Source organism: Neobacillus canaveralius (assembly GCF_047237705.1).
In the GTDB taxonomy this organism is placed as follows: Bacteria; Bacillota; Bacilli; order Bacillales; family Cytobacillaceae; genus Neobacillus; species Neobacillus niacini_K.
In genome coordinates this window covers 5,651,350-5,677,703 of the sequence record NZ_JBDFLL010000001.1, presented here as the reverse complement: position 1 = coordinate 5,677,703, position 26,354 = coordinate 5,651,350, and the positions used below count along the sequence as shown (strand labels likewise).

Sequence of the window (26,354 nt, the reverse complement as noted above, 5' to 3'; positions counted from 1 at the left end):
TTTTAGGATAATAATTTTTCTACATCGGTCTTCATTTTGGCGGGTTCTGTTGTTGGTGCATATCGTTCAATTACCTGGCCATTTTGGTCAACAAGAAATTTTGTGAAATTCCATTTAATGTTTTTAGAAAGTAGGCCTTTTTTCTGTTCCTTCAGGTAAGTAAATAAAGGGTCCGCCTTATTACCGTTCACATCGATTTTCGCGAAGATAGGAAAGGTTACCCCGTAGTTTAACTGGCAAAATTGCGTCGTTTCATCAATATTATCAAATTCTTGATTATTAAATTGATCACAAGGAAATCCTAAAATTTCTAAACCTTGCTCCTTGTAGGTATCATATAGTTCCTGTAAACCCTGAAATTGAGGAGTTAATCCGCACTTACTGGCAGTATTCACGATAATTAGCGGTTTGCCTTCATATTCTTTAAGAGATTTTTCCTCACCGTTGGTCATTCTTACTGAAAAATCATGGACTGTTTTCATTCAAATTCCTCCTGATGGATAGCGTGTAATTTATATCGTGTACGATTAAATCATACACGATATAGTTGAGTTTGGCAAGAACAAAAAAGCAGTATCCCAATTATGCTGGAATACTGCTTTAATAAAATTTAGCGAATACCTTTCATTAGTTCCTGAATTTTCGGAGCTAATGCAAATAGAATTATACTTAGTACGATAGCCGCGCCGCCGATGCTGCCAAAGTAGGCCATTTCATTCTCGGGAGAATAAAATTTAACAACCTGTGCATTAAGTGCCTGAGCAGCAGCACTTGCTAAGAACCATAAACTCATCGTTTGTGCTGAGAATGCTGCAGGAGCTAATTTTGTAGTTGCCGATAAACCTACAGGTGACATACACAATTCACCAAATACAACAATTAAATAACTAAGGACAAGCCACATTGGGCTAACCAGTGAATCCGTACCGCCAAGATATGCTGGGATAAGAATGACAAGGAATGACAAACCAGCAAATAATAAAGATAATGAGAACTTTTGAGGTACTGTTGGCTGGCGTTTTCCTAATTTCATCCATAATCCCGCAAAAATAGGCGCAAATACGATAATAAATAATGGGTTTAAAGATTGGAACCAAGCTGGTGATATATGAATTCCCATCCAATCTAGTTGAGTACGCTTATCCGCATAACTTGCAAGGATGGTTGAACCTTGCTCCTGAATGGACCAGAACATAACCGCTGCAATAAATAGCGGGATATAAGCGATAATACGGGAACGCTCTACCTTTGTTGTTTTAGGGCTGCGGTACATGACCACAAAATAAATAGTAGGAATTAAGATACCAAGAAATGTAACGATGTTAATGAAGCTGGCGAATGTTAAAACTCCCATTGGGATTAAAACAGCGCATAAGACAGCTAAAACAACGACTCCTAAACCGATAAATGTAAAAGTTTTTTTCTTCTCCGCTTTTGAAAGAGGGTTTGGAATAGTAGTACCTGCAAGACCAAGGTTTTTCTTCTTAGTTAATACAAACATAACAAGTCCAAGGAACATACCAACAGCAGCAACACCAAAACCTAAGTGGAAGCTATAATCCATCACACTTCCGACAATTAGTGGTGATAAGAAAGCCCCAGCGTTGATTCCCATATAGAAAATGGTAAACCCTGCGTCACGACGTTCGTCTGTTTCGCTGTACATTTCACCAACCACAGTAGAAACATTTGGTTTAAGTAACCCTGTTCCTAGTACGATTAAAACCATAGAAACAAAGAACATAGCAACACTGCCAGGTACTGCAAGGACAATATGACCGAACATAATCAGTATTCCGCCGTAGAATACCGCTTTAGATGTACCGAATATCCGGTCAGCTAACCAGCCTCCAATGATACCGGACATATAAACAAGTGATCCATAAATGGACATAATGGATAGAGCTAAGTTTTCGTCGATCCCTAATCCGCCTTTAGAAACTTCATAGTACATATAGTAAACTAGGATGGCTCTCATTCCGTAATAAGAGAAACGTTCCCAGAATTCTGTAAAGAAAAGAGTGAATAAGCCCTTTGGATGTCCAAAGAAACCTTTCTGAGGGACACTATCCACAATTTTCTGCCTATTATAATTCGACATAATTCTACCTCCCTTTATATTATATTATAATACTTTCGATTGTTTTCAATTGTCAAAAACTATTTTTGGTAAATTGGATACTAATCATTAAAAACATTGTTATAACAGGAATGTTGCATTTGATTAGGTGAAAAGAAAGTTTTTTTAAAATAATAATGCTATTTAGATAAGACGGATTATTGAAAAAACTAATTAGAAAAATGGTTGATAATTTCATTGAAAATGATACCGCTTTCACTTGTTTTTTACTCTTTTCATGGTATTATTGAATTAATAGTAAATAGTGATCACATGTTACTGATACGATCAGGCATGGTGGTAAATAAGAGGCGTTTTCTACCCTTTTATTGTACCCCCATGCCTTTTTTTATTTATTTTTTGGCTCTGTTAAAGAAAGATGTTGATTTTTCTCACGGAAATCCTTATGAAGGACTAAACTCAATGAGGAATCTTCTGATTTGTCTTTCATCAATTTTTTATTCCGTTGTACTAATAATCAACAATAAAAATTAACAAAGCTTATTTTTTAAAAGGGAAGGGGATAAGATTTCAGTTGGGCAGGTGATAATCGAGGATAATTGGGAATATATCTTAGGTTTCTTATGTAATCTTTTATTAAAGGGGGTGGTTGAGCTATAAAATATAGTGTAAGAATCTGTCCAGTGATTCCAATCTGGTGTAAGGATGGTTTTTGTGATTTCCATGCCGCAAAGCAATTATTATTTATTTTTACACTGTCTAAAGCAGTTTCAATCTTATAAAAGTGGTTGGAGTCAAACTGGACAAGAAAGCTAAATGCTATTTCTTTTATACAAAAAAATAGGGGGAATAAACAATGATGAAATATCTTCAAAGACTAGGCCGTTCCTTAATGCTGCCAGTAGCAGTTTTGCCTGCAGCCGCAATATTGATGGGTATCGGGTACTGGATTGACCCTATAGGCTGGGGTGCTGATAGTCCGATAGCGGCTTTCTTAATTAAAGCAGGGGGATCGATTATTGATAATATCCCAATTCTATTTGCAGTAGGAGTTGGATTAGGTCTGGCAAAAGAGAAAGATGGTTCGGCAGCGTTGAGTGGATTGGTGGCATTTCTGGTTATCACAACCTTGCTCTCATCAGATGTTGTTGCTATGCTGCAAGGAATCGATGCAGCAGATGTCGATCCAGCCTTTGGGAAAATTAAAAACGCATTTGTTGGTATTCTTTCAGGGGTGATTGCGTCTATCATGTTTAATCGCTTCAGCCATGTGAAGTTACCAGATGCTTTGGCTTTTTTTAGTGGAAAACGACTTGTTCCAATAATGACGGCAGTTTCAATGTTAGTTGTTTCCTTAGTACTGTTCTTTGTATGGCCAGTCATTTATACGGCACTCATATCTTTTGGTAAAGGGTTTAGTGAATTAGGTGCTGCTGGTGCAGGACTATATGGATTCTTCAATCGACTTTTAATTCCCACAGGATTACATCATGCATTAAACCAAGTTTTTTGGTTTGATGTCGCTGGAATCAACGATATCGGTAATTTCTGGGCTAGTAAGGGAGAAAAGGGTATTACAGGAATGTATCAAGCAGGTTTCTTCCCAGTCATGATGTTTGGGCTTCCAGCCGCAGGGCTTGCAATGTATCATACAGCAAAAACGGCTAAGAAAAAACAAGTGGCCTCATTAATGTTAGCTGCTGGTTTTGCCGCATTTTTTACAGGGGTAACAGAACCGCTTGAGTTTGCCTTTATGTTTGTTGCACCTGCATTATATTTTGTTCATGCTCTATTAACAGGACTTTCATTAGCGATTGCTGCGATGTTCCATTGGACGGCAGGATTTGGTTTTAGTGCAGGCTTGGTTGACTTTGTGTTAAGCTTAAAAATTCCAATTGCTAATCAGCCTTATATGTTACTCCTTCAGGGTCTTGTATTTGCAGTCATTTATTATTTCCTATTCCGATTCATCATTACGAAATTTAACCTAATGACACCTGGTCGTGAAGATGATATGGAGGAAGAGACAGAGGTAGGTCCAGTAGCAGGTAATAAATTTGCCTCGCTGGCAGCTAAGATTTATGAAGGCTTAGGCGGAGACGCAAATGTAACTTCGGTTGACAATTGTGTAACACGTTTACGTTTAGAAGTAAAAGATATGGATGCAGTCGATCAGAAGAAGATTAAATCAACCGGCGTTCCGGGGATTAATATTGTTGGCAAAAACAGTATTCAAGTTATCGTTGGCACAAATGTCCAATTTGTAGCGGATGAAATTGCAAAAATCCGTAAGGAAAAATAAGAGTAAACAAAAATCCGCTTGGACCTTATTTGGTTCAAGCGGTTTTTTTAACTATCTGTTGCGTATTCTTTCTATATGAATGGTGATATATCCAAGTTCTTGTTCAGGAAGGTGAATTCCATGGTTATTCTCAAGAAGCTTGGCTACTTTTTGTGAAGTTTTGTAGGAGAAGGCAAATTTTTTCTTTAGCATAGCAAGCATTTCTTCATCCATTATTGGCTGGGATACATCATTAACTCTGGATAGCGTAAATCTCAGATGAGTCATTAATCGCTGATAAGAAAGGTCATCTTCTTCTATTGATATGCTAAGTGTATTTTTTATGGTCTGAATCATTTCACCAATGATAGCAGTCTGCCGTAGTGTCTGCTTCATATCGCTGCTTTGGGGTTTTGAGGTATGAATGTGCAGTGCAATATAGGCTGCTTCATCCACTGGCATTTTTACTCCTGTCATTTTTTCAATATGTCTTATCGCCCACATACCGATATCAAATTCTTTTTTATAAAGGATTTTTATTTCTTCAAATAGTTTATTTTTCAGGTGAATGCCCTCTGTTGCTCTTTCTATAGCAAATGACAAGTGATCTGTTAGTCCGATATGAATATGTTCGTTTAATTTTAATCCCAGATTATCTTCTGCATAGGAAATAATATCTTCAGAAATAGAAAAATGTTTTTCAGGTATTTGCTGCAGAAGCTGTTGGAATTTCTCATTTTCCTTCATAACAAATAGCTTTTCAATTTTACTTGGATTTATGATGTCATTCTTTCCTTTGTCATAGGCAATTCCTGCACCAATTGCTATCTTTTCTTCATTGTTGTCTAAAACCACAACAGCATTGTTATTGAGGATTTTTTTTATTTTCACGAAACGACAGCTCCTTGTTACGCTATTACTTCCATCTTACATGTTAAAATAAAATGGGTCTACCTTTTAAAAACAAAGCTATACAAAACCGCATAAAGTAGGTAAACTAAAAGATAAATAACCAATAATTCCTATAAGAAAGGTGGGTTATGTTTGTCTGATGAAGTATGTTCTATACCAAGACCGCTTGTGAAAACAAACCAATGGGTGATTGTGATTAGTGCCGTATTAACGCTGGTTTTCGCTCAGGGATGGTTTTTAATAATCCCATTACTTGCAGGAATTTCAGGAATTGTTTTTAAATATAATCCCGTAATGAATATTGCAAAGCTTTTTCTAAGGAAAAAACCAGAAGAGTATATTCCGGAGGACTGGGAGCAGCAGCAATTTAATCAAAAAGTAGCTGTATTTTGTTTGGCTGCCGGATTCATAAGTTTTCTGCTTGGCTGGAATACAGTGGGGTATGTGTTCACAATTATGGTTGCAACCGCGGCATTTGTAGCTATCCTCGGATTTTGCATTGGCTGTTTTATTCACTACCAGTGGAAGATGTATAAGCATAAAAGAGCAATTAAATCGTAAAAAAACTGATGCAGGCTTCTGCATCAGTTTTTTTTACTATAAAGCCGCTTTTGTTTTTAGTGATTTCTTTTGCCATGTAAAGGTAATGAACAGTGTTATGACTAATAATACAAATCCCAATATGAATGGATAGGTAATTTTGACATCATATAGTAACCCCGCAAGTGTTGGTCCAAGTACGTTACCAATACTCATATAAGCATTATTCATCCCCATTGCAAAGCCCTGTTCGTTTCCTGCAAGCTTGGAAATCAACGTATTCAATACTGGGCGGAGAATAGAGGTGGATAGGAAAATAAACAGTGAAATAATAAAGAATAAAGAGTAGTTGGTAGCGAACAGCGAAAATAAGAATCCAGCTGCAGCTACAGCAATAAATACATTCAATACAGATCTTTCACCGTAACGATTTACAATTCTATCGACCACAAAGAGCTGAACAATAACGCTGACAACCCCGGTGGCTGTAACCATTACTGCAATATCTTTCGCGGATGATTGAAATTGATTATCAAGGTATAAGCCTATAACCGATTCGTAGGCAATTAATCCAAAACTCATTACGAGTGTAATAACAAGTGGAATAAAATAAGGCATTTTCACTGAGCGGGCAATTTTGCGTCCCATGGACTCATCGTCGTGAGGCATATCTGCCGAGTCTCCAATAGGAGCTGTTTGACTCTCTTTTAAAAGAAGTACGGAAAACAAGACAGAGACTAAAGATACGAGTGCTGACACTAAAATAGGAAATTTCAAACCGAACCCTGCCAGGAAACCACCAATTCCAGGGCCAACAACAATTCCAAGAGACATAGCTGCGGAAACTAGGCTATTTCCTTTGGCACGTTGCTCCATCGTCGTAATGTCTGCGATATAAGCAAAAATAGCAGGAACAAGCATTGCACAGCCGATTCCACCAACTGCACGAGAGGCATAAAGTACCCAAATGGAGTTGGACGCGTAAAAAATAAACATCGACAGAGTTAAACCTGCTAGTCCGTAAATAATCATCTTTCTGCGACCATACTGATCTGTCCATTTACCTGCTATCGGAGAAAAGATAAACTGAGCTCCGGCAAAGATGGCTATGAACAGGCCTGCAGCCGTTCCACCTTGATTAATGGACTCCAAATAGGCAGGTAATATGGGAATGATTATTCCAAAACTCCCGATTGCTATAAACATGTTGATCATCAACATGGTGATTTTCTTTCGTTGATCTCCTGTCATCAAGAAGCCACCTTTCTTACAAAAAATTACACCTATCTTTAAAGTGTATTCTTTTTCACTGCTTTCTATCTTATATAGGCGTACATGCTTTTGTCAAAGAGAAAGATTGTTATGACAAAAGAAATGGCGTCATAAATATATTAGAGAAGCATGAAAGGCAAGCAATATAGGAGGGTTTTATTTTTTGATAATTCTGTACAAACTGTTTCTAGAATTTGTTATTATTTATCATGAGGGTAAGTTTATATTTATGTAACAGATTAGGAGGAAGTAGTATGACGGGAACAATTGCGGTTATTATGGTATTCTCTATTCCAATCATTGCTATTTTGACGACACATTTTCAAAAGCAAAATAAATTCAAATATAAAATAATTCAAGGGGAACTTGAACTAGAAAAGCTAAAACATCAGAATTATTTAATTGAGACAGAAAGAATGAGACTCGAACTGGAGCATATGAAGCTTGAGGAGCCTCAGGATAAAATTAAATTAAGTTAAGTGAAATAATAAAAATAGGTTCTATCCATTAGATAGGACCTATTTTTTTGCGGGCTTGTAATCAGGATTTATCTTCAAAAGCGTTTCTTTATCGCAAATCACAAAAAGCTGGGCATCCTCCGGAACGGGTTCGTCGAGTTTCTGATTAATATGAAGGTTCCCTCGATCTGCTACAAGCGTTGCTCCTTTATTGAGCAAATCCTTAAAGGCATCTCGGTAGGTTTTCCATTCAGGCTGTTTCGATATTTCATACATAGCTTCTTTATATTGAGTGCTCATCAACTCAGAATACATGTTGGTAACACCATGGGAAAAGAGGGAGCGCACGGCTGCATGCGAGATCATTTCCTGTGTTGGGATAAATTCATCCACCTTTACTCTCTGGAATAGGTGAATATGCTTTTGATAAACAACCTCTGCTGTTACATGAATAGGGGTTTTTAATTTTTCTTCAATGGATGTAATGGCTGTAGCGATCAGCAGTGTTTTTCCATCAACGAGCATGGGGTCCTTTGATGCATAGCTGTCTTGTGTTATTTGGTCGGCAAAAATTATAACACCCTTTGCTTCAGGCAAATTTGCTTGAAACAGGGTTTCTTCATCGGTTGCATCACCGCGGACATAATACAATCGTTTCTCGACCATTGGTGCATTTTCTAGTTCATCAATTATGACAATATCAATGGATTTGTCCGATTTCAAAATTTCCTGGATAGCGAGCTTGGATTTGTCACTCCAGCCAATAAGGATGATATGGTTTTTTCCTGTATATTTCATTTTTCCACCAACTTTTAGTTTATCAAACAGATAGACTATTTTTATCATTTTTCCAATAAAAACGCTGACGAGCCCAATACCCGTGATATACAAAACAATCGTGAAAGCCTGGCCAAGCTGGGTGACGGGAGCATAGTCGCCAAACCCGACCGTGGCAAGTGTTGTCAGGACCCAATAAATAGCAGTAAGATAGGTCCCAAATGTCTCTGGTTCAATGTATAAAATAATATAGGCAGCGAATAAAACATATAAAATAAATATCGGAAAAAAGATTCTATTACGCAGCTTCGTTAAGTAGTATAGAAATTTTTTAAAGTACATCCCCATTTATTTCCTCCCTGTAGAGTCACCGACTAAACTTATATTCCCAAAAAAAGATAGAAAATAACCATGATTGGTTTTAGCTATCGGAAAGCTTATAATGATATCAATATTATTTGTCTTTGGGAGATGGAAGCCGTTGTCAAACAATTCATTGAGAGAAAGAAATATCGTATTTATAGGGTTTATGGGTGCGGGGAAAACCACCGTTGGGAAGCTGGTAGCAAAGAAGTTATACCGAGATTTTATTGATATTGATGAAGAAATTGAAAAAGAGTACAACATGCCAATACCGAAAATATTTGCCGAAATTGGTGAAAAAACGTTTAGAGAAAGGGAAAAAGAATTAATTCAAAATCTATGTGACTATAAGTTAAAGATTATTTCTGTTGGAGGGGGAGCATTCCTTCAGGAAGAAATCCGAAAGGTATGTCTTTCATCATGTATTGTATTTTATTTAGATATTACCTGGGATGCATGGAAGGATCGGTTAGGTTCAATAATTGACAGCCGCCCTGTTCTGCAAGGTAAGTCAATGGAAGAAATAGAAGAGTTATTTTACAAAAGAAAAGAAATTTATAAAAATAACTATCACTCAACGATTGAAATAAGCAATCAAAATATGGACGAATTAGCTGATAGTATTGTAAAAACCCTAAAATTATCTTGGGAGTTGCACGAAACCAAGTAAAAGGTTCGAGTGGAGTGGAGACGATGAAAAAAAACGTTACAGTTAGAGGATTAACAATAGGAGAAGGCGCACCTAAAATATGTGTTCCAATGGTTGGGAAAACCATCACAGAATTAGTAGAAGAAGCCTCATTTCTTAAAACGATTGACTTAGATGTTGTAGAGTGGCGTGTAGATTTTTTTGAACATGTGGAGGATATGGAGAAAGTAAAAGAGGCATTAAATGCAATCCGATCCATTCTGCTTGATACACCGCTCGTTTTTACATTCCGCAGTGCAAAAGAAGGCGGAGAAAAGGAAGTTAGCACAGAATACTATTTCGAATTAAATAAGGTGATAGCAGAGAGTGGTCAGATAGACATCGTTGATATTGAATTATTCAATGATGAAGAAGAGATAAACAAGCTACTTTCTGCAGCACATAGCAGTAATGTATATGTCATCATTTCAAATCATGATTTTGACAAAACGCCAGAAAAGGATGAAATCGTCTCTCGTTTACGCAAGGCTCAGGAGTTAGGCGGGGATTTACCGAAAATAGCTGTTATGCCGAGGAACACTGCAGACGTTTTGACCTTACTGGAGGCCACCAATACTATGTACCAGCAATACGCAGATAGACCGATTATTACAATGTCAATGGCAGGTAAGGGAGTGATCAGCCGTTTAGCAGGTGAAATATTTGGTTCTGCGTTAACATTTGGCGCTGCAAAGAAAGCTTCCGCTCCTGGTCAGGTGCCTGTCACCGAATTACGGAACATTTTATCAGTAATTAATAGACACATATAATCGTTTACTTTTTTACAAAAGTAATGCCCTATTTTTACGGACAGAAATGAGACATCCTCATTACTGTCCGTTTTTTTTTGCTTGAATTAATAAAATTTCTAATGCTTGGGTTGTTCCCTCAAAGACAGGTGACCATAGATTTTAGTGGATTTATTGAGGAAAAGGGTACAAACCCAATGCCTGTAACAGTGAGGATACATATAAATAAAGTACACTCTGACAATAGGGATAGATGGAAGGGGGGGACATGAGCGGACTTGGGCCTATGAGGAGGTAGAGTCATCTCATGAAACATCATGAAGAAATAGTTAGATTGGAAGGAGAAAATTATGATTCAACCTATGGTTTGGATGACCATTTTCGCTTTTGCAGCTACGCTCATCTTTATTCTTTGGAGACCTAGAGGAATAAATGAAGCCATTCCTGCCACAATTGGTGCAATTTTTGTATTAATCAGTGGAAGTGTTTCTCTTACAGACCTTGGAGTTATTACCGAAACCATCTCGGGTGCGGCCATTACCATTATGGCAACCATTGTTATGGCTATTGTTTTGGAAAGTTTTGGTTTTTTTAATTGGGTGGCAGAGAAGCTCGCTGCTAAAGCAAAGGGGTCAGGTATCCGCTTATTCTGGTATGTTAACCTTTTATGCTTTCTCATGACACTTTTCTTCAATAATGATGGAAGTATTTTAATCACTACTCCAATCCTTGTCATGTTGTTAAACAATATGGGGTTGAAAAATCATCAAAAAATCCCCTATTTATTATCAGGAGGGTTAGTTGCTACAGCCTCGAGTGCTCCCATTGGTGTAAGCAATATCGTCAACCTCATTGCCTTAAAAATAGTAGATATGGATTTGTATTTGCATACAGCAATGATGTTTGTACCGGCAACACTCGGTCTTTTGCTGCTAGTAGGACTGCTTTTCCTTCGCTTTAAAAAAGTAATCCCGAAAACTGTTCCTATTAAAGTATCCGGATTGACTCGAAGTTCTTATCATCCACTAAAGCCTAGTCCTGCTTATTCCACTGAAAAAGAACGGTCTCGGTTTATGCGGAATGTCCTTCTGTTCGTGTTTGCTGTACGTCTTAGTCTCTTTGCCGCATCATACTTTGACATCCCAGTTTCGTTAATGGCGGTTATTGGGTCTCTTGTTCTTTTAGGCTGGAGATGGGTTTATTTAAAAATTACACCGGTTGATATGCTAAAGAAAACTCCATGGTATATTCTTGTTTTCGCCTTTAGCATGTATGTCATTATTTACGGTCTGCATAATATTGGTTTAACCAATTTGCTTATTGATTATATGCGTCCAATGGTATCAGGAAGCCTGCTCCATGCAAGTGTGATGATGGGAGCACTATTAACGGTCCTCTCTAACATCTTTAATAATCATCCGGCACTCATGGTCGGAACGCTTACGTTAATGAATATGGACCTTAGCCCGCTTGCCTTAAAAGTCTCCTACTTAGCCAATGTGATAGGAAGTGACATGGGGTCATTATTACTGCCAATGGGAACACTTGCAACATTAATGTGGATGCACATCGTTAGAAAAGGAAAGGTCATGATCACATGGTGGGAATATGTAAAAATTACATTTGTTGTTATTCCTCCAGCGACATTGTTTACATTAGTTGTCTTATATTATTGGGTTTCATGGTTATTTGGAGGAGTACTTCAGTGAAGTAAAGAAACGATCAAAGGAGAATAAATGATGGTGTTTAAAGAATTAATGGGAAAAAATATTGAGATAGAGATTTCAGGTGGGAATTTTTACTCAGGTATATTAGTTGATTCTGGATTAGATATTCTTGTTTTATATGTGGGAAAAAGTGATAGGTTCTTTTATATTCCAACAGTTCATATTCAGCGGGTGAAAGAAGCAAAAGTGGACCAAAATTCGGTAGTGTACGAACCACCTTCAGAAAAACCACTTGAACCTGAATCCCAAACTATCTCATTTCGGGGAATATTAACGAATGCCAAGGGAAGATTTGTGGAGGTATATATAACAGGTAATAAATCAATTCATGGCTATTTGACGAGTATCATGAATAATCACTTCGTGTTTTACTCACCTGTATACAAAACAGTGTTCATTTCGATGGAACATGTTAAGTGGTTAATACCCTATCCGGAACATAGTACTCCTTATTCCATCAACAATCAGACACTGCCTGCAGCTCCTGCCTCCATTCCATTAGCGAGAAGTTTTGAAGATCAATGCAAAAAGTTAGAAAACCGGCTTGTGGTTATTGATGGTGGTGATAGCAGTGAAAAGATTGGCTTACTTCAAAAAGTCTGGAATAACCACTTAACACTAATTACAGCAGAAAGGGATATCGTGTACCGCAATTTGGAGCATGTTAAAACCATACATTTCGCGTGAAGGAAATGTAATAACTCAATCGATTTAAAATGGAAAGGAGCAGTATCTGTAAAAAAAAGCAAAAAAAATAATCCAAGCTTGTATGGCTGACAAGGAGGGATTATTCTTCGCTTTTAGTGTGATAAAGTTTAACCGTGGTATTAGGTGGTCCACGGTTTTTTTTTGTTATACTTATTTTAGTAATAATTTATGAATTGGTCATTTAATTGGTTCAGGTTCAGAAATAAAAATGTTGTTAAGGTGATTTGTAATGAAACACAACATTAGCCTCAATAAGAGGAGGGAATAGTTTGCCTCATAAACTATGGATAGCAGTAAATAGTATTTTAATTGTATTGTCGTTTATTTATATTTGGTTTATTCGTCCACATGACAGCAGTTTAGTGGTTTTGGCGCAATTTTTGGCACAAATAGCAATGGTTCTCTTTTTGATTAATATCAATATGTATTTCATATTCCTAGTTATTCGCAAAACTTCAGTAAGGCAGGTCAAAATACGTCTTGCGAAATTTTCAAGAGTTATGATGAAATGGCATATTTCAATAGCGGTAACTGCAACAACGATTATTATTGGTCATGCCGCTATCAATTTATATAAAATTGCCCCGGTTATTGGTTTTGATAACTTTAAAATCATCAGTGGGTATCTGGCTGTGTCCTTTCTGTTCCTTACTTTGGCTGCAGGGTATTTGCGTCATAAAAAGTCATCCGGATTTAGACGGAAATTCCATTTAACTACAGCCATGATCTTTTTTTTAATCTTCATTGTACATATGTTCATTCCAATTTAATGGAGGTGAGTTTGTTGAAGCCAACGAAAAGTACTGAACGAATAGAAGTTCTCGATTATTTACGGGGGTTTGCCCTGCTGGGAATAATCTTAGTAAATATCTTGCCGCTGTTGGCAGTTAAAGTGCCTGAACAAGGCACAGTGGATGCTTACTACCAAAGGTTTCTCTTTTTATTTGTAGAGGGTCGATTTTATACGCTTTTTTCTTTTTTGTTCGGTGTAGGCTTTTATCTATTTATCTCAAGAGCGAATGCGAAGGGGAAAAATGGCTACGTTTTGTTTTTGCGAAGGGTGGCGGCATTATTTATTTTAGGCTGGTTCCATGTTAAATTTCACACGGGCGAGGCATTGACCGTTTATGCAGTTACTGGTCTGCTTTTACTCCCATTTTACAAAGTGAAAAAAGAAATGAACCTTGCTATTGGTGTGATTCTGCTAATCGTACTCAGTTTAATGGCTTCGAAGTTGTTTATGGTTGTAGCGCTAATGCTGTTGGGGATAACTGCTGGTCAATATCGGCTATTTGAAGGATTGGCGGGGAAGACAAAAAGGGTGGCAATCTTTACAGCTATTCTGCTAATAGTTTGTATAACAGGACTCATTTATCAGTATCAACATGCGCCATCATATCCCTTTGGTTTTTATACAGGGATAGATGAAGTTACGTATCACTTTTTAAGTATAGGAATTATGATTGGACCACTTGTTTCCGCTTTATATGTTGGGGTGCTCATTCTGCTTTTGCAATTCCAGACTGTTCAGAAACTGTTATCCCCTTTAAAGAGCTATGGGCGGATGGCAATGACAAACTATATTTTTCAAACTGTCTTTATCTATGTAGCAGGCTATGTATTCAACTTGTTTGAGTCATTAACTTATCTCCAATCTCTACTGGTTTGTCTAACGATTTATGTTATTCAGCTTATCTTTAGTGTAGTATGGCTTCGTTTTTTTCAATTTGGACCACTGGAGTTGATTTGGCGTGTTGTCACGTATTTAGAGGTTCCTCCAATGAGGAAACGCGTTAAAATTGAAAGTCTCATAGATTGATTCATTTTTCATTATGAGAGCCCACTTCCACAAAAAAAGTGGCCTAATCGCACTACGATTAGGCCACTTTTACTAATTCTCTGTTTGTTCCTTGCGGAGATAATCTGAGTAATCCATGATGGATAAGGTGTTATCCATTCTTTCTTGAAGTCGATTGGTGTTTTTTGTTTTCTTCATGGTTTTTCGGTCATAGATGGAGGCAGGCTGCTTAGCACTTGGTGCTGTGTAAAAAGTTTTATCACTAATAAACGATCCTCCTGGCAGGTAATACCTCATTCCTAGCAGGTTCTTTTTATAGTGGAAAAGATTGTGACCAATCATCTGCGTATCGTGTTCTATGCCGAGTAAGTTTAATAGGGTCGGCATCAGGTCAATTTGCCCGCCGAGATGGGAATATTTTTCACCAGTAAAGATACCGGGTACTGTGAATAACACCGGTACAACAAAACGGTCCTGCATCGTATATTCATGACCTAGAACTTCTTTTAAAAGGGTTTTATCTGTTTCGGTAACAGGTGCACCGTGAAGACCAGAGTGATCACCATAAATCAGAATAACAGATTCATCATAGATTCCAAGCTTCTTTAGCTTTTTGATGAATAAGCCAATTTGTTCATCCGTATAGCGGACAGATTGAAAGTAGTTCCCTGCATACGTTTCTTTATAGTTTTCTGGTAAGTCTAGAAACTTGTATTCTTCAGGCATTTCAAATGGTGTATGGCTTGTGAGCGTAATAATATTTGAATACATTTTCTCGTGCGTCTTCAACTGTTTAGGAAGTTGTTCGTCCACAAAGTTAAACAGCACTTCATCCGCCGGACCAAAGCCGATTTCTTTTTCGTTTGGAATCTCATTACTTGTGTAAATATAATCAAATCCTAGTGCTGGATATAACTTATCACGACTCCAATAGGTAATATCATCGGCATGATAGGTTGCAGCGCCATAGCCATTCTTTTTAAGAGTCCTAACAAGTGAAGGAATCTCTTCACCCTCAAGGGTATTAACCGTTGGGTCCATGCCTTCAGGGTATAGGGAGGTATGCATGAGCCATTCAGCATCTGATGTGTTACCCGCCCCAATTTGCTGATAAACATGATCGAAATAGGCACTTTCTTTTAAGAGTGCATTTAAATTGGGTGTGATTTCCTGTCCATTAATCTTTTGATTAATGGTGAATTCCTGCAAGGATTCCACTTGAATAATAAAAACATGGCGGTTTTTTGCAAGTCCAAATGTGCTGTGTTGAGCAGCTGGGACATAGGTATTGCCTTTTAAACTTTCAAGTTCTTTTTCAGACATGTATTCCTGACTGGCAAAGGCTGTCCCAAGGCTGTTTTCATATGCTTGAACGAATTGAGATTGGATATAGCCATGCTTCTTTGCAAAATAAGATACATCAATTAACGGATAGCGAAAAGCGATAACAGTCATGATGAGTCCGATACAGCCAAAGCCAACTGCCCATCTCTTTGCTGAGGCAAAGGAGGTTGTCTTTTCTTTGAAAAACCAGATAAGCGGGACGATTAAGACCGTATCTAAGAAAAATAAAAAGTCATAAGGACTGCCGAGCAAGGCGACTGTGCCTCCAACTGAGTTGGATTGATAAATTTGTTTGACATCGTAATAAGATGGTACGGTTGAAAAATACCGAGTATAATAAACAACGACAATGAACAGAACTGACAAAATTAAGCTATAAAGCCATATGGCTAACCAGGTCCGTTTTTTGAAAAGTAGCATAAGGACCGATAAAACAAGAGCCCACATTGGAAACTCAACGAGTAGCACATGAAAAAATGATGTATTTTCAAAAACGACAACCTGGAAGGCATAAATTTTTATAAACAAAACAACCAATAGTAATACAATTGAATGATGTAAACCAGCACTCGAAATCTTATTCATAAAAAACACCTCAAAAAGATACTCTTCTCACTTAAACTTATCAAAACATCTACCGTACTATCAACTAATAATAGGTAAATAAATAATTAATTTTCTGAAACCTTAGGTTTCCCGGTGAAATAAATTTTCCAGTATGATATGATTATGCAGAATTTTGGCAAAAATAACTTTATTAGGAATTAAAAGGGGGAATACGATGGAGGTTAACAATCAGGGTACGGCATCCACTTCTACTGGGAATATATTTTCAAATCGAATTGTATTAGCCATTATGTCTTCAAACTTTTTACTGCAGTTAGGAATTTGGATAAGAAATTTTGCGATTTTACTATACGTAACCGATATTACAGATAATGATCCGGTTTATGTTTCATTGATATCGGTTGTTGAGTTTACCCCGATATTTATTTTTTCATTTATTGGCGGCACATTTGCGGACAGATGGAAGCCTAAATTGACGATGGTTTGGTGCGATCTGTTGTCTGCTGTATCAATTGGTTTGGTACTGTTGGCACTGCTTTTTGGCTCGTGGCAGGCAATATTCTTAGCAACGCTGATTTCAGCTATTTTATCTCAGTTTTCCATGCCTTCCGCAATGAAACTCCTAAAGCAGCATGTACCAGGTGAACAGCTGCAATCCGTTATGGCTATCTTCCAATCATTGATGGCAATATTCATGGTCATTGGTCCTGTGATTGGAACACTTGTCTATCAAAAATATGGAATTTTTATTTCGATTGGTGTCATGGGTGCGATGTTCTTACTTTCAGGACTGGTATTAATGTTCCTGCCACGTGATATAGAAAAGGAACAATCAGGAGTTGAAAATAACTTTAAAAAAGAACTAGCAGATGGTTTCCGCTATGTAATGTCAAAAAAAGTACTGAAATCAATGGGTGGTATTTTTGCAGTTTGTGGGTTAGCCGTTGGGTTGATTTCACCTTTAATGATTTTTATCACGATTGAAAAACTCGGGATGCCAAAGGAATCTCTGCAGTGGCTGCTGATGGCAAACGGTATTGGTATGTTAGCTGGGGGCGGAATTGTGATGGCCTTCTCGAAGAAGATTACTCCCCAGAAGCTGCTTGCAATCGGGATTTTTACCAGCATGCTGTTTACAGTTGGTATTGGCTGGTCAACAAGCTTTACAGTAACTCTTGTACTACAAGTATTGAATGGAATGTTCTTCCCTTGTATTCATATTGGCATTAACACTATCATACTAAAATATTCAGAAGAAGCATTTATTGGGCGTGTGAACGGTGTACTTAGTCCGTTGTTCATGGGGATGATGGTAATCGGAATGTCGGTTGCAGGTGTTGTGAAAATCCCGCTGACATTATCCGGTGTTTATACCGTTTCTGGTGTATTATTTCTGATTGGCTCCTTACTGGTTGTTCCGCTTTTCAAAGTAAAAGAAGAGGGAGTAAACCTCTCAATGACAGAGAAGCAGCCGCAGGCATAGAAATAAAAAGGTGCATAAGCTCAGCTTACTGCACCTTTTTTATGGCCTTCTTGATCGCCACTGGTTAATTGCTGCTCTGCGAATTCATGGTATAATTCATGTGACTGTGTCAATTCTTGATGAGTCCCGATTCCTGTGACTCGCCCTTTCTCGATGAAAATGATTTTATCAGCGTCCACAATTGTTGATAAGCGGTGAGCAATTACAAAGGTAGTACGGCCTTCCATTAACCGGGATAAAGCTTGCTGAACGATTCCTTCTGATTGGCTGTCTAAGCTTGCGGTTGCTTCATCCATCATTAATATTTTGGGGTCACGTAAAAAAGCGCGTGCGATCGCAATACGCTGCCGTTGACCGCCTGAAAGTTTTACCCCACGCTCGCCAACCTCTGTGTCCAATCCATCGGAAAAGGATTTAATAAATTCACTTGCATACGCCATCTCTGCCACTTTCCATAGAGTGTCATCTGAAATCGATGTACCATTTGGCAGCCCATAACATAAATTTTCGCGGATCGTTCCCGCCATCATCGCACTTTCCTGTGAAACATAACCAATTTGACTGCGCCATGCTTCAACGGATAGATCGGTTATTGGAATATCTCCTACCATTATTTTTCCGGAAGCAGGCTCGTAAAAGCGTTCTAGTAAGCCAAACATGGTGGTTTTCCCGCCTCCGCTTGGACCGGCAAAAGCAATCATTTCTCCTGGCTGTGCTTCAAATGATACATCTTCAAGAACCGGTTCATCATCGCTATAGGCAAATGAAACATGGCTGACGAGAATAGGTTTATTCGTGATGTCCAGCTTCAGACCTTCCTGACCTTCTTCTAAAGGCAGGTTTAAAATATCGATAATCCGCTCTGTAGCTCCTTTTGCTTTTTGTAACTGGGTAAAGAACATGGCGAAACTAGTTATTGGGAAAATGATTTGAAAAAGGTAAAGTAAGAAGGCTACCAGTGAACCAGTGGACATCGTTCCGTTGGCCACCCGCATGCCGCCGTACCCGATAATCATTACGATGACAATCATGACAACCAGGTACATGATAGGAGCGATTAATGCTGTGATTCGTGCTTCTTTTAAACCAAAACCGAGCAAATTGCCGATGCCTGTTACTCCTTTTGTCTCTTCATGGTGTTCTGCCGTTGATGCTTTCATTAAGCGGATTTCACTTAATGTTTGTTGAATGTTTCCTGTAAAGGCGGCAGTCTCATCCTGCAGGCCGCGGGAGATTTTGGCCATCTTCCTTCCGAGCGGCATCATTATCATAAACGTCAGCGGAACAGATATTAACATCATCAGTGTCATTTTCCAATCCATTATCAATAGAATGACGACCGCCCCAATAATGGAAATAATTCCTGAGATGAATTGCGGAAAATGGTTAGAAATTAAATCACGAACAACACTTGTATCGTTTACAATCCGGCTGACGATTTCGCCGCTCGATTGTTTATCAAAATAACTGACAGGTAAACGAATTAATTTTACCCACATTTTTTCACGCAGCCGGGCGACAATTTTTTGCCCGACAAAACTTAACAGGTAAATCGATACCCCGCTAATGATTGCTTGGAATATAAATGCCGCGCCAATTCCAATCATGAGCGGTACACTTAGCGAGGCTACAGAGAATCCATCTACTAAGTTTTTCGTCAATACAGGAACAAGAAGTCCTGCCAGTGTCGTAATAAGACTGGCGGATAATCCAATAATTAAAGCAGTTTTTGGGATATTAGCAGATAAAATAAGAGAGATAAATGGTTTTAAACCATCCTTGTTTTGTTTCATTTAGTATGACTCCAATCCTTATAAAAAGAATGATTTTCCATAAGCAATCATACGTTCATAAGGAATGTTATGCAAATGATAATTTAGTAAGATTGAGCGGTCTGGGCAAGCTCTAGGTATTATTTTTTTCAGTAATTGGTTTGAAGCTCGTCCATGAAATAAGAAGACATCTCTCGATTGGTCGGGAGATGTCTTTCTTTAGTGCTTAGGCTAGCTTTTCGAGCTCTGAAAATACTGCTTCGTAATCTTCTTTTTTGTCGGCTTTAAACGAGGTATTCATATAAGTAATAATTCCATCTCGATTGACAACAAACACAGAGCGGATGGCAACGCCGCCTTTTTCGTTATACACCTTATAGTCCTTTATCGTCTGCCTTTGCCAATCGGAAGCCAATGGATAAGGCAATGTCCCCATACTGGCAGCAAAAACCCTGTGTGAATGAATATGATCGGCACTAATTCCAATCACTTCTGCACCTAACTGTTCAAAACGTTTGTAATCCTCTTTCCAAGAGGCAATTTCTTTAATTCAGCCGGGAGTAAAATCCATTCCATAAAAGGCGACAACCAAGTTCGTCTTTCCCCGATAATCTGAAAGCGAAAGGGGGTCCTTTGTTGTTGCCGGTAATGAAAAATCAGGGGCTGCATTCCCAACCTTCAAGGTTGATTCCAAGATAACACCTCCATTCTTGAAACAATATCCTTTGCTAGGATTTCCATCTTCTTGAAAAATTACACAAAAAAAGATAGTGCACTGGCACCATCTAAGGGTACTTAATAAGAAATTGCCTCGCTTCCGAACTGGGTCCAGCTAGTGACAAAGCTTTGAAAATTGGCTGATTTATTCTGGTCTGGAAAAAAGGGATCATTAAAATACACGTTGTTTTGATCGTAGCCGGTGACTAGAACAGAATGCATTCTGCGGGTGATATTGATTTCTCCTTCTTTTGTTTTCCATGTTTCCCATTGCTCTTCTGGTAAAAAATTAAATGTACTGCCGACAATTACCCAAACTGGTTTACCCTCGTTTAGCTTTTTTTGCACGGAAGTAAAGCTATTTCCAGTTAGATTATCGATTTGACCGGGCAGATATTGGTTCGCAAGGTCTTCAATTACCTCGTGGTAAACACCTAATCCAGGTTGATTATAGGTATACATATTCCCGACAAATCCCTGATGAGGATTTCCGAAGTATCCATCACTGTGATAAGGAACCTTGGGAATCTCGTCTGCCAGAGTAAGTTTGTCAACGGAAACACCAGCAAAATTAAGTAACATCGCCAAACTGGTTACTTCACAGCCCCGAGGCAGTTCAGGGAATTGCAGCATTGTTGGAACAGTTAATAGGATACTTTGTCTCATTATGGTCTCCTTTCGATATACAACAACTGTCCGGTCAATATGAACATCAGATTTATATTCTGCTCTCGTTTGAATCGGGGAGTTAGAAGCATAGTAGATTGGAAGGATTAATAGGAGGCTTAACAATGATATCTTTTTTGAATGCTGATATTTCATGTAAGCAGCTCCTTTTTCTATTCGCCTAAACTATAAAACTCATATATTTAAAATTATCCAATAAAAGGGATTTCTCCTCACCGCCGAAAGGAGGAGAACTTAGGAATCATATATTACATTTACGAGTTTAGCACCTTCTTTATGTCACAAATTATTCAGAAATCACTGAAAATAGTTCTCACTAATCGGTTGACTTGAAAATTTTCACTGTTTATAATCAAATGTATAAGGCATTGATAATGATTTTCAGTGTCATTTATTTTGTCGCTAAATGAAAAACATTCTCATTTAGAATGATAATGATAGAAAAATAGAAATGTTGGGGACTGTCATGAAGAAAAGATATCTACTGCTAGCATTAATAGTCTTATCTGCTGCTTCCTTATTTGTTGGGGTTAGCAGTATATCTCCATTGGATCTGTTAGATTTCCAATCAGAGGAGACCCAAATTTTCCTTATCAGCAGATTTCCTAGGCTTGTTGCAATATTACTAGCAGGAGCTGGGATGAGTATTGCTGGATTGATTATGCAGCAGCTCAGCAGGAACAAATTTGTTTCACCGACTACTGCAGGAACACTAGACGCAACCCGGCTTGGTATCCTTGTTTCGATGTTGTTGTTTGCAAATGCAACCATGCTTGAAAAAATGGCAGTAGCCTTTGTTTTTGCTCTTGCTGGTACGTTTGTTTTTATGCAAATTCTAGATCGAATTAAGTTTAAAGATGCTATTTTCATACCGCTAGTCGGTATGATGTTCGGAAATATATTGTCCTCTGTGACGACTTTTTTCGCATATCGCGCTGACGTCATTCAAAATATGTCTGCTTGGCTGCAGGGAGATTTTTCAATGATTATGAAGGGCAGATACGAATTGCTCTACATAAGTATTCCAATTTTAATTATTGCTTATTTCTATGCAAATCGCTTTACAGTGGCTGGAATGGGTGAGGATTTTTCCAAAAACCTAGGGCTTGCCTATCGCCGTGTGGTTAATATGGGTCTTATCCTTGTTGCACTAGTAACAACAACGGTTGTTCTGACCGTGGGAATTATCCCGTTTTTAGGCTTAATTATTCCAAATATTATATCGATTTTTAAAGGCGATCACTTACAAAAAACATTGCCGCATACAGCACTCCTTGGGGCCATCTTCCTTCTGATTTGTGATATTTTGGGCAGAGTGCTCATTTATCCATACGAAATTTCAATCAGTCTTATGGTTGGGGTAATTGGAAGCGGAATTTTCTTATACTTATTGTTCCGGAGGAAGGCATATGCGTAACTCAATCAAACTACTAGTCTTTGCCTTAATTGCAGCCGGAGTGTGTGCCATCTATTTATTTCATGATTTAAACGGGAGTTTTGGATATGCCCTTCCGAAACGAACGATAAAAGTGCTGGCAATGGTCTTAACAGGAGTCACAATCGCTTATGCAACAGTGGTTTTCCAGACAATAACACATAATAAAATTTTGACACCGAGCATCATGGGGTTGGATTCACTCTACATGCTCCTGCAAACCTTAATTATTTTCTTTTTGGGCTCAGGACACATGATCATCGTCAATAAACAGGTAAATTTTTTAATTTCAGTTGTTGTAATGATCGTTTTTGCCCTGCTTTTATACAAGTTTTTATTTAAAAAAGGCAATCAGCCAATCTACTTTTTATTACTTGTCGGAATTATCGTAGGGACATTTTTCTCAAGTATCTCAACGTTTTTTCAGGTACTGATTGATCCGAATGAATTCCAAATCGTTCAAGACCGGATGTTTGCGAGTTTTAATAATATCAATTCAGACTTAGTTTGGCTGGCGATTGTCATCGTTGCTCTTGTGATGATTTATGCATGGCGCTTTTTAAAGTATTTAGACGTTTTGTCATTAGGCCGTGATACAGCAATCAATTTAGGGGTTCCATATGATTCAATCGTCAAAAAAATGCTTATTGTCGTAGCAGTCTTTATCTCCATCTCGACTGCTCTAGTTGGACCGATTACCTTTTTTGGCTTAATTGTGGCAAATCTATCGTATCAATTTTTCAAAACGTATAAACACAATATATTGATCACAGGGGCGATCCTTATGAGTGTCATTGCTCTGGTTGGCGGGCAATGGGTTGTTGAACGAGTCTTTACTTTTTCAACAACGTTAAGTGTGATTATTAACTTTATCGGTGGAGTGTACTTCATCTATTTATTGCTAAAGGAGAGGAAAGCAGCATGATACAAGTCCGAGCTTTGTCAAAGTTATATGGTAAAAAGTCTGTTGTTGAGGATGTGACCGTTGATATTCAGCCGCGCAAAATCACAAGCTTTATCGGTCCGAATGGAGCAGGTAAATCTACTTTACTATCAATGGTGAGCCGTCTTCTTGATTCAGATACAGGTGAAGTATTAATTGATAAAGCTGATGTGAAAAAGATGAAGTCAAATGATTTTGCTAAAAAGGTATCGATTTTAAAACAGTCCAATTATATGAATGTTCGCCTGACGATTCGCGAGCTCGTATCCTTCGGACGCTTTCCCTATTCAAAGGGGAGGTTAACAGAGGAAGACGAACGGATTGTTGACCAATCGCTTGATTACATGCACCTAACCGATATGCAGGACAGTTTTTTAGATGAGCTATCTGGTGGTCAAAGGCAACGCGCGTTTATCGCAATGGTTATTGCTCAGGATACAGAGTACATTTTGCTTGATGAACCATTGAACAATTTAGATATGAAGCATTCCGTCCAAATTATGAAAATACTGCGCCGTCTGGTTGATGAGCTTGGAAAAACAGTTGTCATTGTACTGCATGATATTAATTTTGCGTCAGTTTATTCAGATAGAATAGTTGCGATGAAGGATGGTAAGGTCGTGAAAGATGGACCTACAGAAGAAATTATTGAATCAGCCGCATTAAAAGAGATTTACGATATGGATATTCCCATTCAGAAAATGGATGGCTGCAGAATTTGCGTATATTTTAGTGCATAATAAAAGGAGAGATATGTTTTGAAAAAGTGGAGTTTTTTAGTTTTAATAGTTTCAATGATTTTTTTATTAGCAGCATGCGGGTCTAAGGAAGATAGTAAAGCAGAGCCAGCGGATGCAAAAACAGCAGGTTCTGAAAAAATGACCATTGAACATAAGTATGGGAAAGTTGAAATCGATAAAAATCCAGAAAAAATAGTGGTTTTTGACTTTGGTATTTTAGATACATTGGATGAATTAGGTGTGGAAGTTACTGGAGTTCCGCAAGCAGCCATTCCTCCATACTTAGAAAAATATGCAGATGAGAAATATACAAACGTCGGAAGTTTAAAAGAACCTGATTTTGAAGCGATTCATGCGATGCAGCCTGATGTTATTTTTATCTCAGCCCGCCAGGCTGAATTATACGAACAGTTTGCAGAAATCGCTCCAACGGTATATGTAGAATTAGACTATACGAAATATATGGAGTCATTCGAGAAAAATATGAACCTCGTTGCTGATATCTTTGATAAGAAAGAAGAAGTAGCCAGTGCTTTAGAAGAGATTAATGCAACCGTTGAAGCAGTAAATAAGAAAGCTTCTGCAAATGGCAAAAAAGGCTTAATCGTTCTTGCGAATGAAGGAAAAGTGAGTGCCTATGGACCAAGCTCCCGTTTTGGTATTATCCATGACGTTTACGGTTTTGGAGCAGCTGATGAGAAAATTGAAGTATCAACACATGGCCAAAGCATTACAATGGAGTACATTATGGAGACAAATCCAGACGTATTGTTTGTTATTGACCGTAACACAGCAGTAGGCGGTGAAGCTGGTGCTGAAAAAGTAATCGAAAATGAGCTTGTTAAAAAGACCACTGCCTTCAAGGAAAATAAGATTATTTACTTAGATTCAGATACTTGGTACCTAAGCGGCGGCGGATTAAAATCTGTCAAATTAATGGCTGAAGAGATCGAAACTTCATTATAGAAATTTGAGCCAGGTTCCTTACCTGGCTTAATTAATAAGGAGGGGATTTTATGTTTTATCAAGTTAGACGAATTGTAGTTAAAGAGGGATTTAGCGAGCAGGTGGTTGAGAACTTTTCAAACCGAGGCGGTTTGTTGGCAACTCGACCTGGATACATTGGCAGACAGATTTTGGTTAAGAAAGTTCGCCGTGGTGAAGAGGAAGTTATGGTTATGGTTCAATGGGAATCTGAAGAGGATTGGAAAAATTGGGAGAAGAGTCCCGAGCATATTGCCGGTCATAAGGCAAAGCCAAAGGCAGAGAAGCCTGAGTATATTGTTGAATCCAGTCATGACCTTTACTATGTAAAAGGTTAAGTTTAATTAAAGAGAGGCTGAAGCGTATGCTCACTTAATGTGAACTAAACGTGTCAGCCTCTTTTTATTATTCTTTTTCAATTTTGACGTTATGTTCTTTTGCCAGTTCATCCAGATTATTATTATAGTCTTCGATTTGTAGACGTCCTTCTTCAAGGAGCTGATTGGCTTCTTCAACCAAACTAGCATCTTGTTTTTCGAGTGCTTCCTTAATTTTTTCAAACGCACTAAATTGGAGTTTTGCACCAGCAAGGTAAATCTCATGGACCTCCTTCAGCTCATCACTTTCAATACTAACCGTCTCAAGTTCAGAAATTAAATCTGTATAAGTTGGGATAACATCGTTTACCAAGGCATCATACATGGTTTGATCATCTGTATAGTTGACCCCCGCAACACCTTCGTAAGCAGAAACAGCCTTCTCCTCCAGGGTTTGTGCCGTTTTCATCTCCTTATTTATATAATTTAGAATATCATCTTGAACCGGTCCTCCACAGCCAGCTAGAACAAGCAAAAGACCAAACAGAGCTACTGCCAACACTCGCTTCATTATAACCCCACCTCCACCCGACCATTATATGAACCACCGGAAGTCCACTATGTATGAGGAGATTGAAAATAGTCAGTTTTTAAATCCTTTTATTTTGTTACAAAAAACAATTAAATGCCTAACAATCTTTGTGCCAGTCCATCATTAGATAAAGAGACAAGATTAAATATGGATAGGATGAATGGAAATGGCGAAGAGGAACAGAGGGAAAACAATCAACTACCTGCCACAAAGAGGACGCGGGACATGCCCTTTATGTGGGAGGACGAGAATAAAGCTGTTATATCCGTTTAAAACAGAAAACAGCCAAACCATCAAAGTATGCAAAAACTGCAGAATTAAATAACAAAAAAAAAGTTCCTAAGGATGGTATCCTTAGGACTTTTTAATGACAACTGTCCACTTGGGGTGGAAAGTGTCCACGAGCGGTGCCTGTCACCA

The 26,354-nt window shown here is 38.1% G+C and carries 25 protein-coding genes; 15 read left to right on the top strand and 10 right to left on the bottom strand.

The window, feature by feature from the left end:
* Positions 1–2: 2 nt before the first annotated feature.
* Together ABC255_RS27665 and ABC255_RS27660 are read right to left on the bottom strand one after the other, a co-directional pair.
* Complete coding sequence (locus tag ABC255_RS27665; RefSeq protein WP_412998318.1) at positions 3–482, bottom strand: glutathione peroxidase; 480 nt, start codon at positions 480–482, stop codon at positions 3–5.
* Between the two features lie 128 nt (positions 483–610).
* Positions 611–2,101, bottom strand: a complete 1,491-nt coding sequence (locus tag ABC255_RS27660) for a peptide MFS transporter (protein ID WP_412998317.1) — start codon at positions 2,099–2,101, stop codon at positions 611–613.
* 835 nt (positions 2,102–2,936) lie between these two features.
* Between ABC255_RS27660 and nagE the strand changes: the two genes are divergently transcribed.
* Positions 2,937–4,382 carry an N-acetylglucosamine-specific PTS transporter subunit IIBC gene (gene nagE, locus ABC255_RS27655; RefSeq protein ID WP_412998316.1) on the top strand — a complete coding sequence of 482 codons (1,446 nt, stop codon included), beginning with the start codon at positions 2,937–2,939 and terminating at the stop codon, positions 4,380–4,382.
* Positions 4,383–4,433: 51 nt separating this feature from the next.
* Here the strand turns inward: nagE and ABC255_RS27650 are convergent, their stop codons facing one another.
* On the bottom strand, positions 4,434–5,252 hold the full coding sequence (locus ABC255_RS27650; RefSeq protein ID WP_412998315.1) for a PRD domain-containing protein: 819 nt from the start codon (positions 5,250–5,252) through the stop codon (positions 4,434–4,436).
* 153 nt (positions 5,253–5,405) lie between these two features.
* On the opposite strand from ABC255_RS27650, the gene ABC255_RS27645 reads away from it, so the two are divergent.
* The gene (locus tag ABC255_RS27645) at positions 5,406–5,834 is read left to right on the top strand and encodes a DUF4395 domain-containing protein (protein WP_412998314.1); all 429 of its coding nucleotides are present in this window, start codon (positions 5,406–5,408) and stop codon (positions 5,832–5,834) included.
* 36 nt (positions 5,835–5,870) lie between these two features.
* Here ABC255_RS27645 and ABC255_RS27640 read toward each other — a convergent pair whose 3' ends face one another.
* Positions 5,871–7,064, bottom strand: a complete 1,194-nt coding sequence (locus tag ABC255_RS27640) for an MFS transporter (RefSeq protein WP_412998313.1) — start codon at positions 7,062–7,064, stop codon at positions 5,871–5,873.
* A 275-nt stretch (positions 7,065–7,339) separates the two neighbouring features.
* Here ABC255_RS27640 and ABC255_RS27635 point away from each other — a divergent pair, with 275 nt between their 5' ends.
* Entirely contained in the window at positions 7,340–7,564 is a 225-nt protein-coding gene (locus tag ABC255_RS27635) for a hypothetical protein (RefSeq protein WP_335527561.1), read from the top strand.
* A gap of 39 nt (positions 7,565–7,603) precedes the next feature.
* On the opposite strand, the gene ABC255_RS27630 is transcribed toward ABC255_RS27635, so the two are convergent.
* Entirely contained in the window at positions 7,604–8,662 is a 1,059-nt protein-coding gene (locus tag ABC255_RS27630) for a potassium channel family protein (RefSeq protein ID WP_412998312.1), read from the bottom strand.
* A gap of 100 nt (positions 8,663–8,762) precedes the next feature.
* Here ABC255_RS27630 and ABC255_RS27625 point away from each other — a divergent pair, with 100 nt between their 5' ends.
* From ABC255_RS27625 to ABC255_RS27600, 6 genes are all read left to right on the top strand, one after another.
* A complete protein-coding gene (locus ABC255_RS27625) occupies positions 8,763–9,353 on the top strand; it encodes a shikimate kinase (protein ID WP_412998311.1) in 591 nt (196 codons plus the stop codon).
* A 23-nt stretch (positions 9,354–9,376) separates the two neighbouring features.
* Positions 9,377–10,141 carry a type I 3-dehydroquinate dehydratase gene (gene aroD, locus ABC255_RS27620; RefSeq protein WP_412998310.1) on the top strand — a complete coding sequence of 255 codons (765 nt, stop codon included), beginning with the start codon at positions 9,377–9,379 and terminating at the stop codon, positions 10,139–10,141.
* A 329-nt stretch (positions 10,142–10,470) separates the two neighbouring features.
* Positions 10,471–11,829 (top strand): arsenic transporter, encoded by a 1,359-nt coding sequence (locus tag ABC255_RS27615; protein ID WP_412998309.1) that lies wholly within the window; start codon positions 10,471–10,473, stop codon positions 11,827–11,829.
* Between the two features lie 27 nt (positions 11,830–11,856).
* Positions 11,857–12,534, top strand: coding sequence for a DUF2642 domain-containing protein (locus ABC255_RS27610; protein ID WP_412998308.1), 678 nt, complete (start codon positions 11,857–11,859; stop codon positions 12,532–12,534).
* 290 nt (positions 12,535–12,824) lie between these two features.
* A complete protein-coding gene (locus ABC255_RS27605) occupies positions 12,825–13,325 on the top strand; it encodes a hypothetical protein (protein ID WP_412998307.1) in 501 nt (166 codons plus the stop codon).
* Complete coding sequence (locus ABC255_RS27600) at positions 13,325–14,374, top strand: DUF418 domain-containing protein (RefSeq protein WP_412998306.1); 1,050 nt, start codon at positions 13,325–13,327, stop codon at positions 14,372–14,374. Before ABC255_RS27605 ends, ABC255_RS27600 begins: the two co-directional genes overlap by 1 nt.
* A 72-nt stretch (positions 14,375–14,446) precedes the next feature.
* Here ABC255_RS27600 and ABC255_RS27595 read toward each other — a convergent pair whose 3' ends face one another.
* The gene (locus ABC255_RS27595) at positions 14,447–16,282 is read right to left on the bottom strand and encodes an LTA synthase family protein (protein WP_412998305.1); all 1,836 of its coding nucleotides are present in this window, start codon (positions 16,280–16,282) and stop codon (positions 14,447–14,449) included.
* A gap of 196 nt (positions 16,283–16,478) precedes the next feature.
* Between ABC255_RS27595 and ABC255_RS27590 the strand changes: the two genes are divergently transcribed.
* A complete protein-coding gene (locus ABC255_RS27590) occupies positions 16,479–17,747 on the top strand; it encodes an MFS transporter (protein WP_412998304.1) in 1,269 nt (422 codons plus the stop codon).
* A gap of 20 nt (positions 17,748–17,767) precedes the next feature.
* Here ABC255_RS27590 and ABC255_RS27585 read toward each other — a convergent pair whose 3' ends face one another.
* The 3 genes from ABC255_RS27585 to ABC255_RS27575 all read right to left on the bottom strand — a co-directional run bounded on the left by ABC255_RS27585 (position 17,768) and on the right by ABC255_RS27575 (position 21,058).
* On the bottom strand, positions 17,768–19,540 hold the full coding sequence (locus ABC255_RS27585; protein WP_412998303.1) for an ABC transporter ATP-binding protein: 1,773 nt from the start codon (positions 19,538–19,540) through the stop codon (positions 17,768–17,770).
* A gap of 205 nt (positions 19,541–19,745) precedes the next feature.
* Complete coding sequence (locus ABC255_RS27580) at positions 19,746–20,201, bottom strand: peroxiredoxin family protein (protein ID WP_412998650.1); 456 nt, start codon at positions 20,199–20,201, stop codon at positions 19,746–19,748.
* 113 nt (positions 20,202–20,314) lie between these two features.
* Complete coding sequence (locus ABC255_RS27575) at positions 20,315–21,058, bottom strand: C39 family peptidase (protein WP_412998302.1); 744 nt, start codon at positions 21,056–21,058, stop codon at positions 20,315–20,317.
* A gap of 331 nt (positions 21,059–21,389) precedes the next feature.
* Between ABC255_RS27575 and ABC255_RS27570 the strand changes: the two genes are divergently transcribed.
* The 5 genes from ABC255_RS27570 to ABC255_RS27550 are packed head-to-tail and all read left to right on the top strand — an operon-like array spanning position 21,390 to position 25,363.
* Positions 21,390–22,340 carry an ABC transporter permease gene (locus ABC255_RS27570; RefSeq protein ID WP_412998301.1) on the top strand — a complete coding sequence of 317 codons (951 nt, stop codon included), beginning with the start codon at positions 21,390–21,392 and terminating at the stop codon, positions 22,338–22,340.
* Positions 22,333–23,283 carry an iron chelate uptake ABC transporter family permease subunit gene (locus ABC255_RS27565; RefSeq protein ID WP_412998300.1) on the top strand — a complete coding sequence of 317 codons (951 nt, stop codon included), beginning with the start codon at positions 22,333–22,335 and terminating at the stop codon, positions 23,281–23,283. Before ABC255_RS27570 ends, ABC255_RS27565 begins: the two co-directional genes overlap by 8 nt.
* On the top strand, positions 23,280–24,041 hold the full coding sequence (locus tag ABC255_RS27560) for an iron ABC transporter ATP-binding protein (RefSeq protein WP_412998299.1): 762 nt from the start codon (positions 23,280–23,282) through the stop codon (positions 24,039–24,041). The genes ABC255_RS27565 and ABC255_RS27560 overlap by 4 nt, the downstream gene beginning before the upstream one ends.
* 18 nt (positions 24,042–24,059) lie before the next feature.
* Positions 24,060–25,007 carry a siderophore ABC transporter substrate-binding protein gene (locus ABC255_RS27555; protein ID WP_412998298.1) on the top strand — a complete coding sequence of 316 codons (948 nt, stop codon included), beginning with the start codon at positions 24,060–24,062 and terminating at the stop codon, positions 25,005–25,007.
* Between the two features lie 50 nt (positions 25,008–25,057).
* Positions 25,058–25,363 (top strand): antibiotic biosynthesis monooxygenase family protein, encoded by a 306-nt coding sequence (locus ABC255_RS27550; protein WP_412998297.1) that lies wholly within the window; start codon positions 25,058–25,060, stop codon positions 25,361–25,363.
* 67 nt (positions 25,364–25,430) lie between these two features.
* On the opposite strand, the gene ABC255_RS27545 is transcribed toward ABC255_RS27550, so the two are convergent.
* Complete coding sequence (locus ABC255_RS27545; RefSeq protein WP_412998296.1) at positions 25,431–25,913, bottom strand: hypothetical protein; 483 nt, start codon at positions 25,911–25,913, stop codon at positions 25,431–25,433.
* Between the last annotated feature and the right edge of the window lie 441 nt (positions 25,914–26,354).

Coding starts and splice junctions, on each gene's coding strand:
- ABC255_RS27665 (WP_412998318.1), bottom strand. CDS start 482: ATGAAAACAGTCCATGATTTTTCAGTAAGAATGACCAACGGTGAGGAA.
- ABC255_RS27660 (WP_412998317.1), bottom strand. CDS start 2,101: ATGTCGAATTATAATAGGCAGAAAATTGTGGATAGTGTCCCTCAGAAA.
- nagE (WP_412998316.1), top strand. CDS start 2,937: ATGATGAAATATCTTCAAAGACTAGGCCGTTCCTTAATGCTGCCAGTA.
- ABC255_RS27640 (WP_412998313.1), bottom strand. CDS start 7,064: ATGACAGGAGATCAACGAAAGAAAATCACCATGTTGATGATCAACATG.
- ABC255_RS27635 (WP_335527561.1), top strand. CDS start 7,340: ATGACGGGAACAATTGCGGTTATTATGGTATTCTCTATTCCAATCATT.
- ABC255_RS27630 (WP_412998312.1), bottom strand. CDS start 8,662: ATGTACTTTAAAAAATTTCTATACTACTTAACGAAGCTGCGTAATAGA.
- ABC255_RS27625 (WP_412998311.1), top strand. CDS start 8,763: ATGATATCAATATTATTTGTCTTTGGGAGATGGAAGCCGTTGTCAAAC.
- aroD (WP_412998310.1), top strand. CDS start 9,377: ATGAAAAAAAACGTTACAGTTAGAGGATTAACAATAGGAGAAGGCGCA.
- ABC255_RS27615 (WP_412998309.1), top strand. CDS start 10,471: ATGATTCAACCTATGGTTTGGATGACCATTTTCGCTTTTGCAGCTACG.
- ABC255_RS27610 (WP_412998308.1), top strand. CDS start 11,857: ATGATGGTGTTTAAAGAATTAATGGGAAAAAATATTGAGATAGAGATT.
- ABC255_RS27600 (WP_412998306.1), top strand. CDS start 13,325: ATGGAGGTGAGTTTGTTGAAGCCAACGAAAAGTACTGAACGAATAGAA.
- ABC255_RS27595 (WP_412998305.1), bottom strand. CDS start 16,282: ATGAATAAGATTTCGAGTGCTGGTTTACATCATTCAATTGTATTACTA.
- ABC255_RS27590 (WP_412998304.1), top strand. CDS start 16,479: ATGGAGGTTAACAATCAGGGTACGGCATCCACTTCTACTGGGAATATA.
- ABC255_RS27585 (WP_412998303.1), bottom strand. CDS start 19,540: ATGAAACAAAACAAGGATGGTTTAAAACCATTTATCTCTCTTATTTTA.
- ABC255_RS27575 (WP_412998302.1), bottom strand. CDS start 21,058: ATGAAATATCAGCATTCAAAAAAGATATCATTGTTAAGCCTCCTATTA.
- ABC255_RS27570 (WP_412998301.1), top strand. CDS start 21,390: ATGAAGAAAAGATATCTACTGCTAGCATTAATAGTCTTATCTGCTGCT.
- ABC255_RS27565 (WP_412998300.1), top strand. CDS start 22,333: ATGCGTAACTCAATCAAACTACTAGTCTTTGCCTTAATTGCAGCCGGA.
- ABC255_RS27560 (WP_412998299.1), top strand. CDS start 23,280: ATGATACAAGTCCGAGCTTTGTCAAAGTTATATGGTAAAAAGTCTGTT.
- ABC255_RS27550 (WP_412998297.1), top strand. CDS start 25,058: ATGTTTTATCAAGTTAGACGAATTGTAGTTAAAGAGGGATTTAGCGAG.
- ABC255_RS27545 (WP_412998296.1), bottom strand. CDS start 25,913: ATGAAGCGAGTGTTGGCAGTAGCTCTGTTTGGTCTTTTGCTTGTTCTA.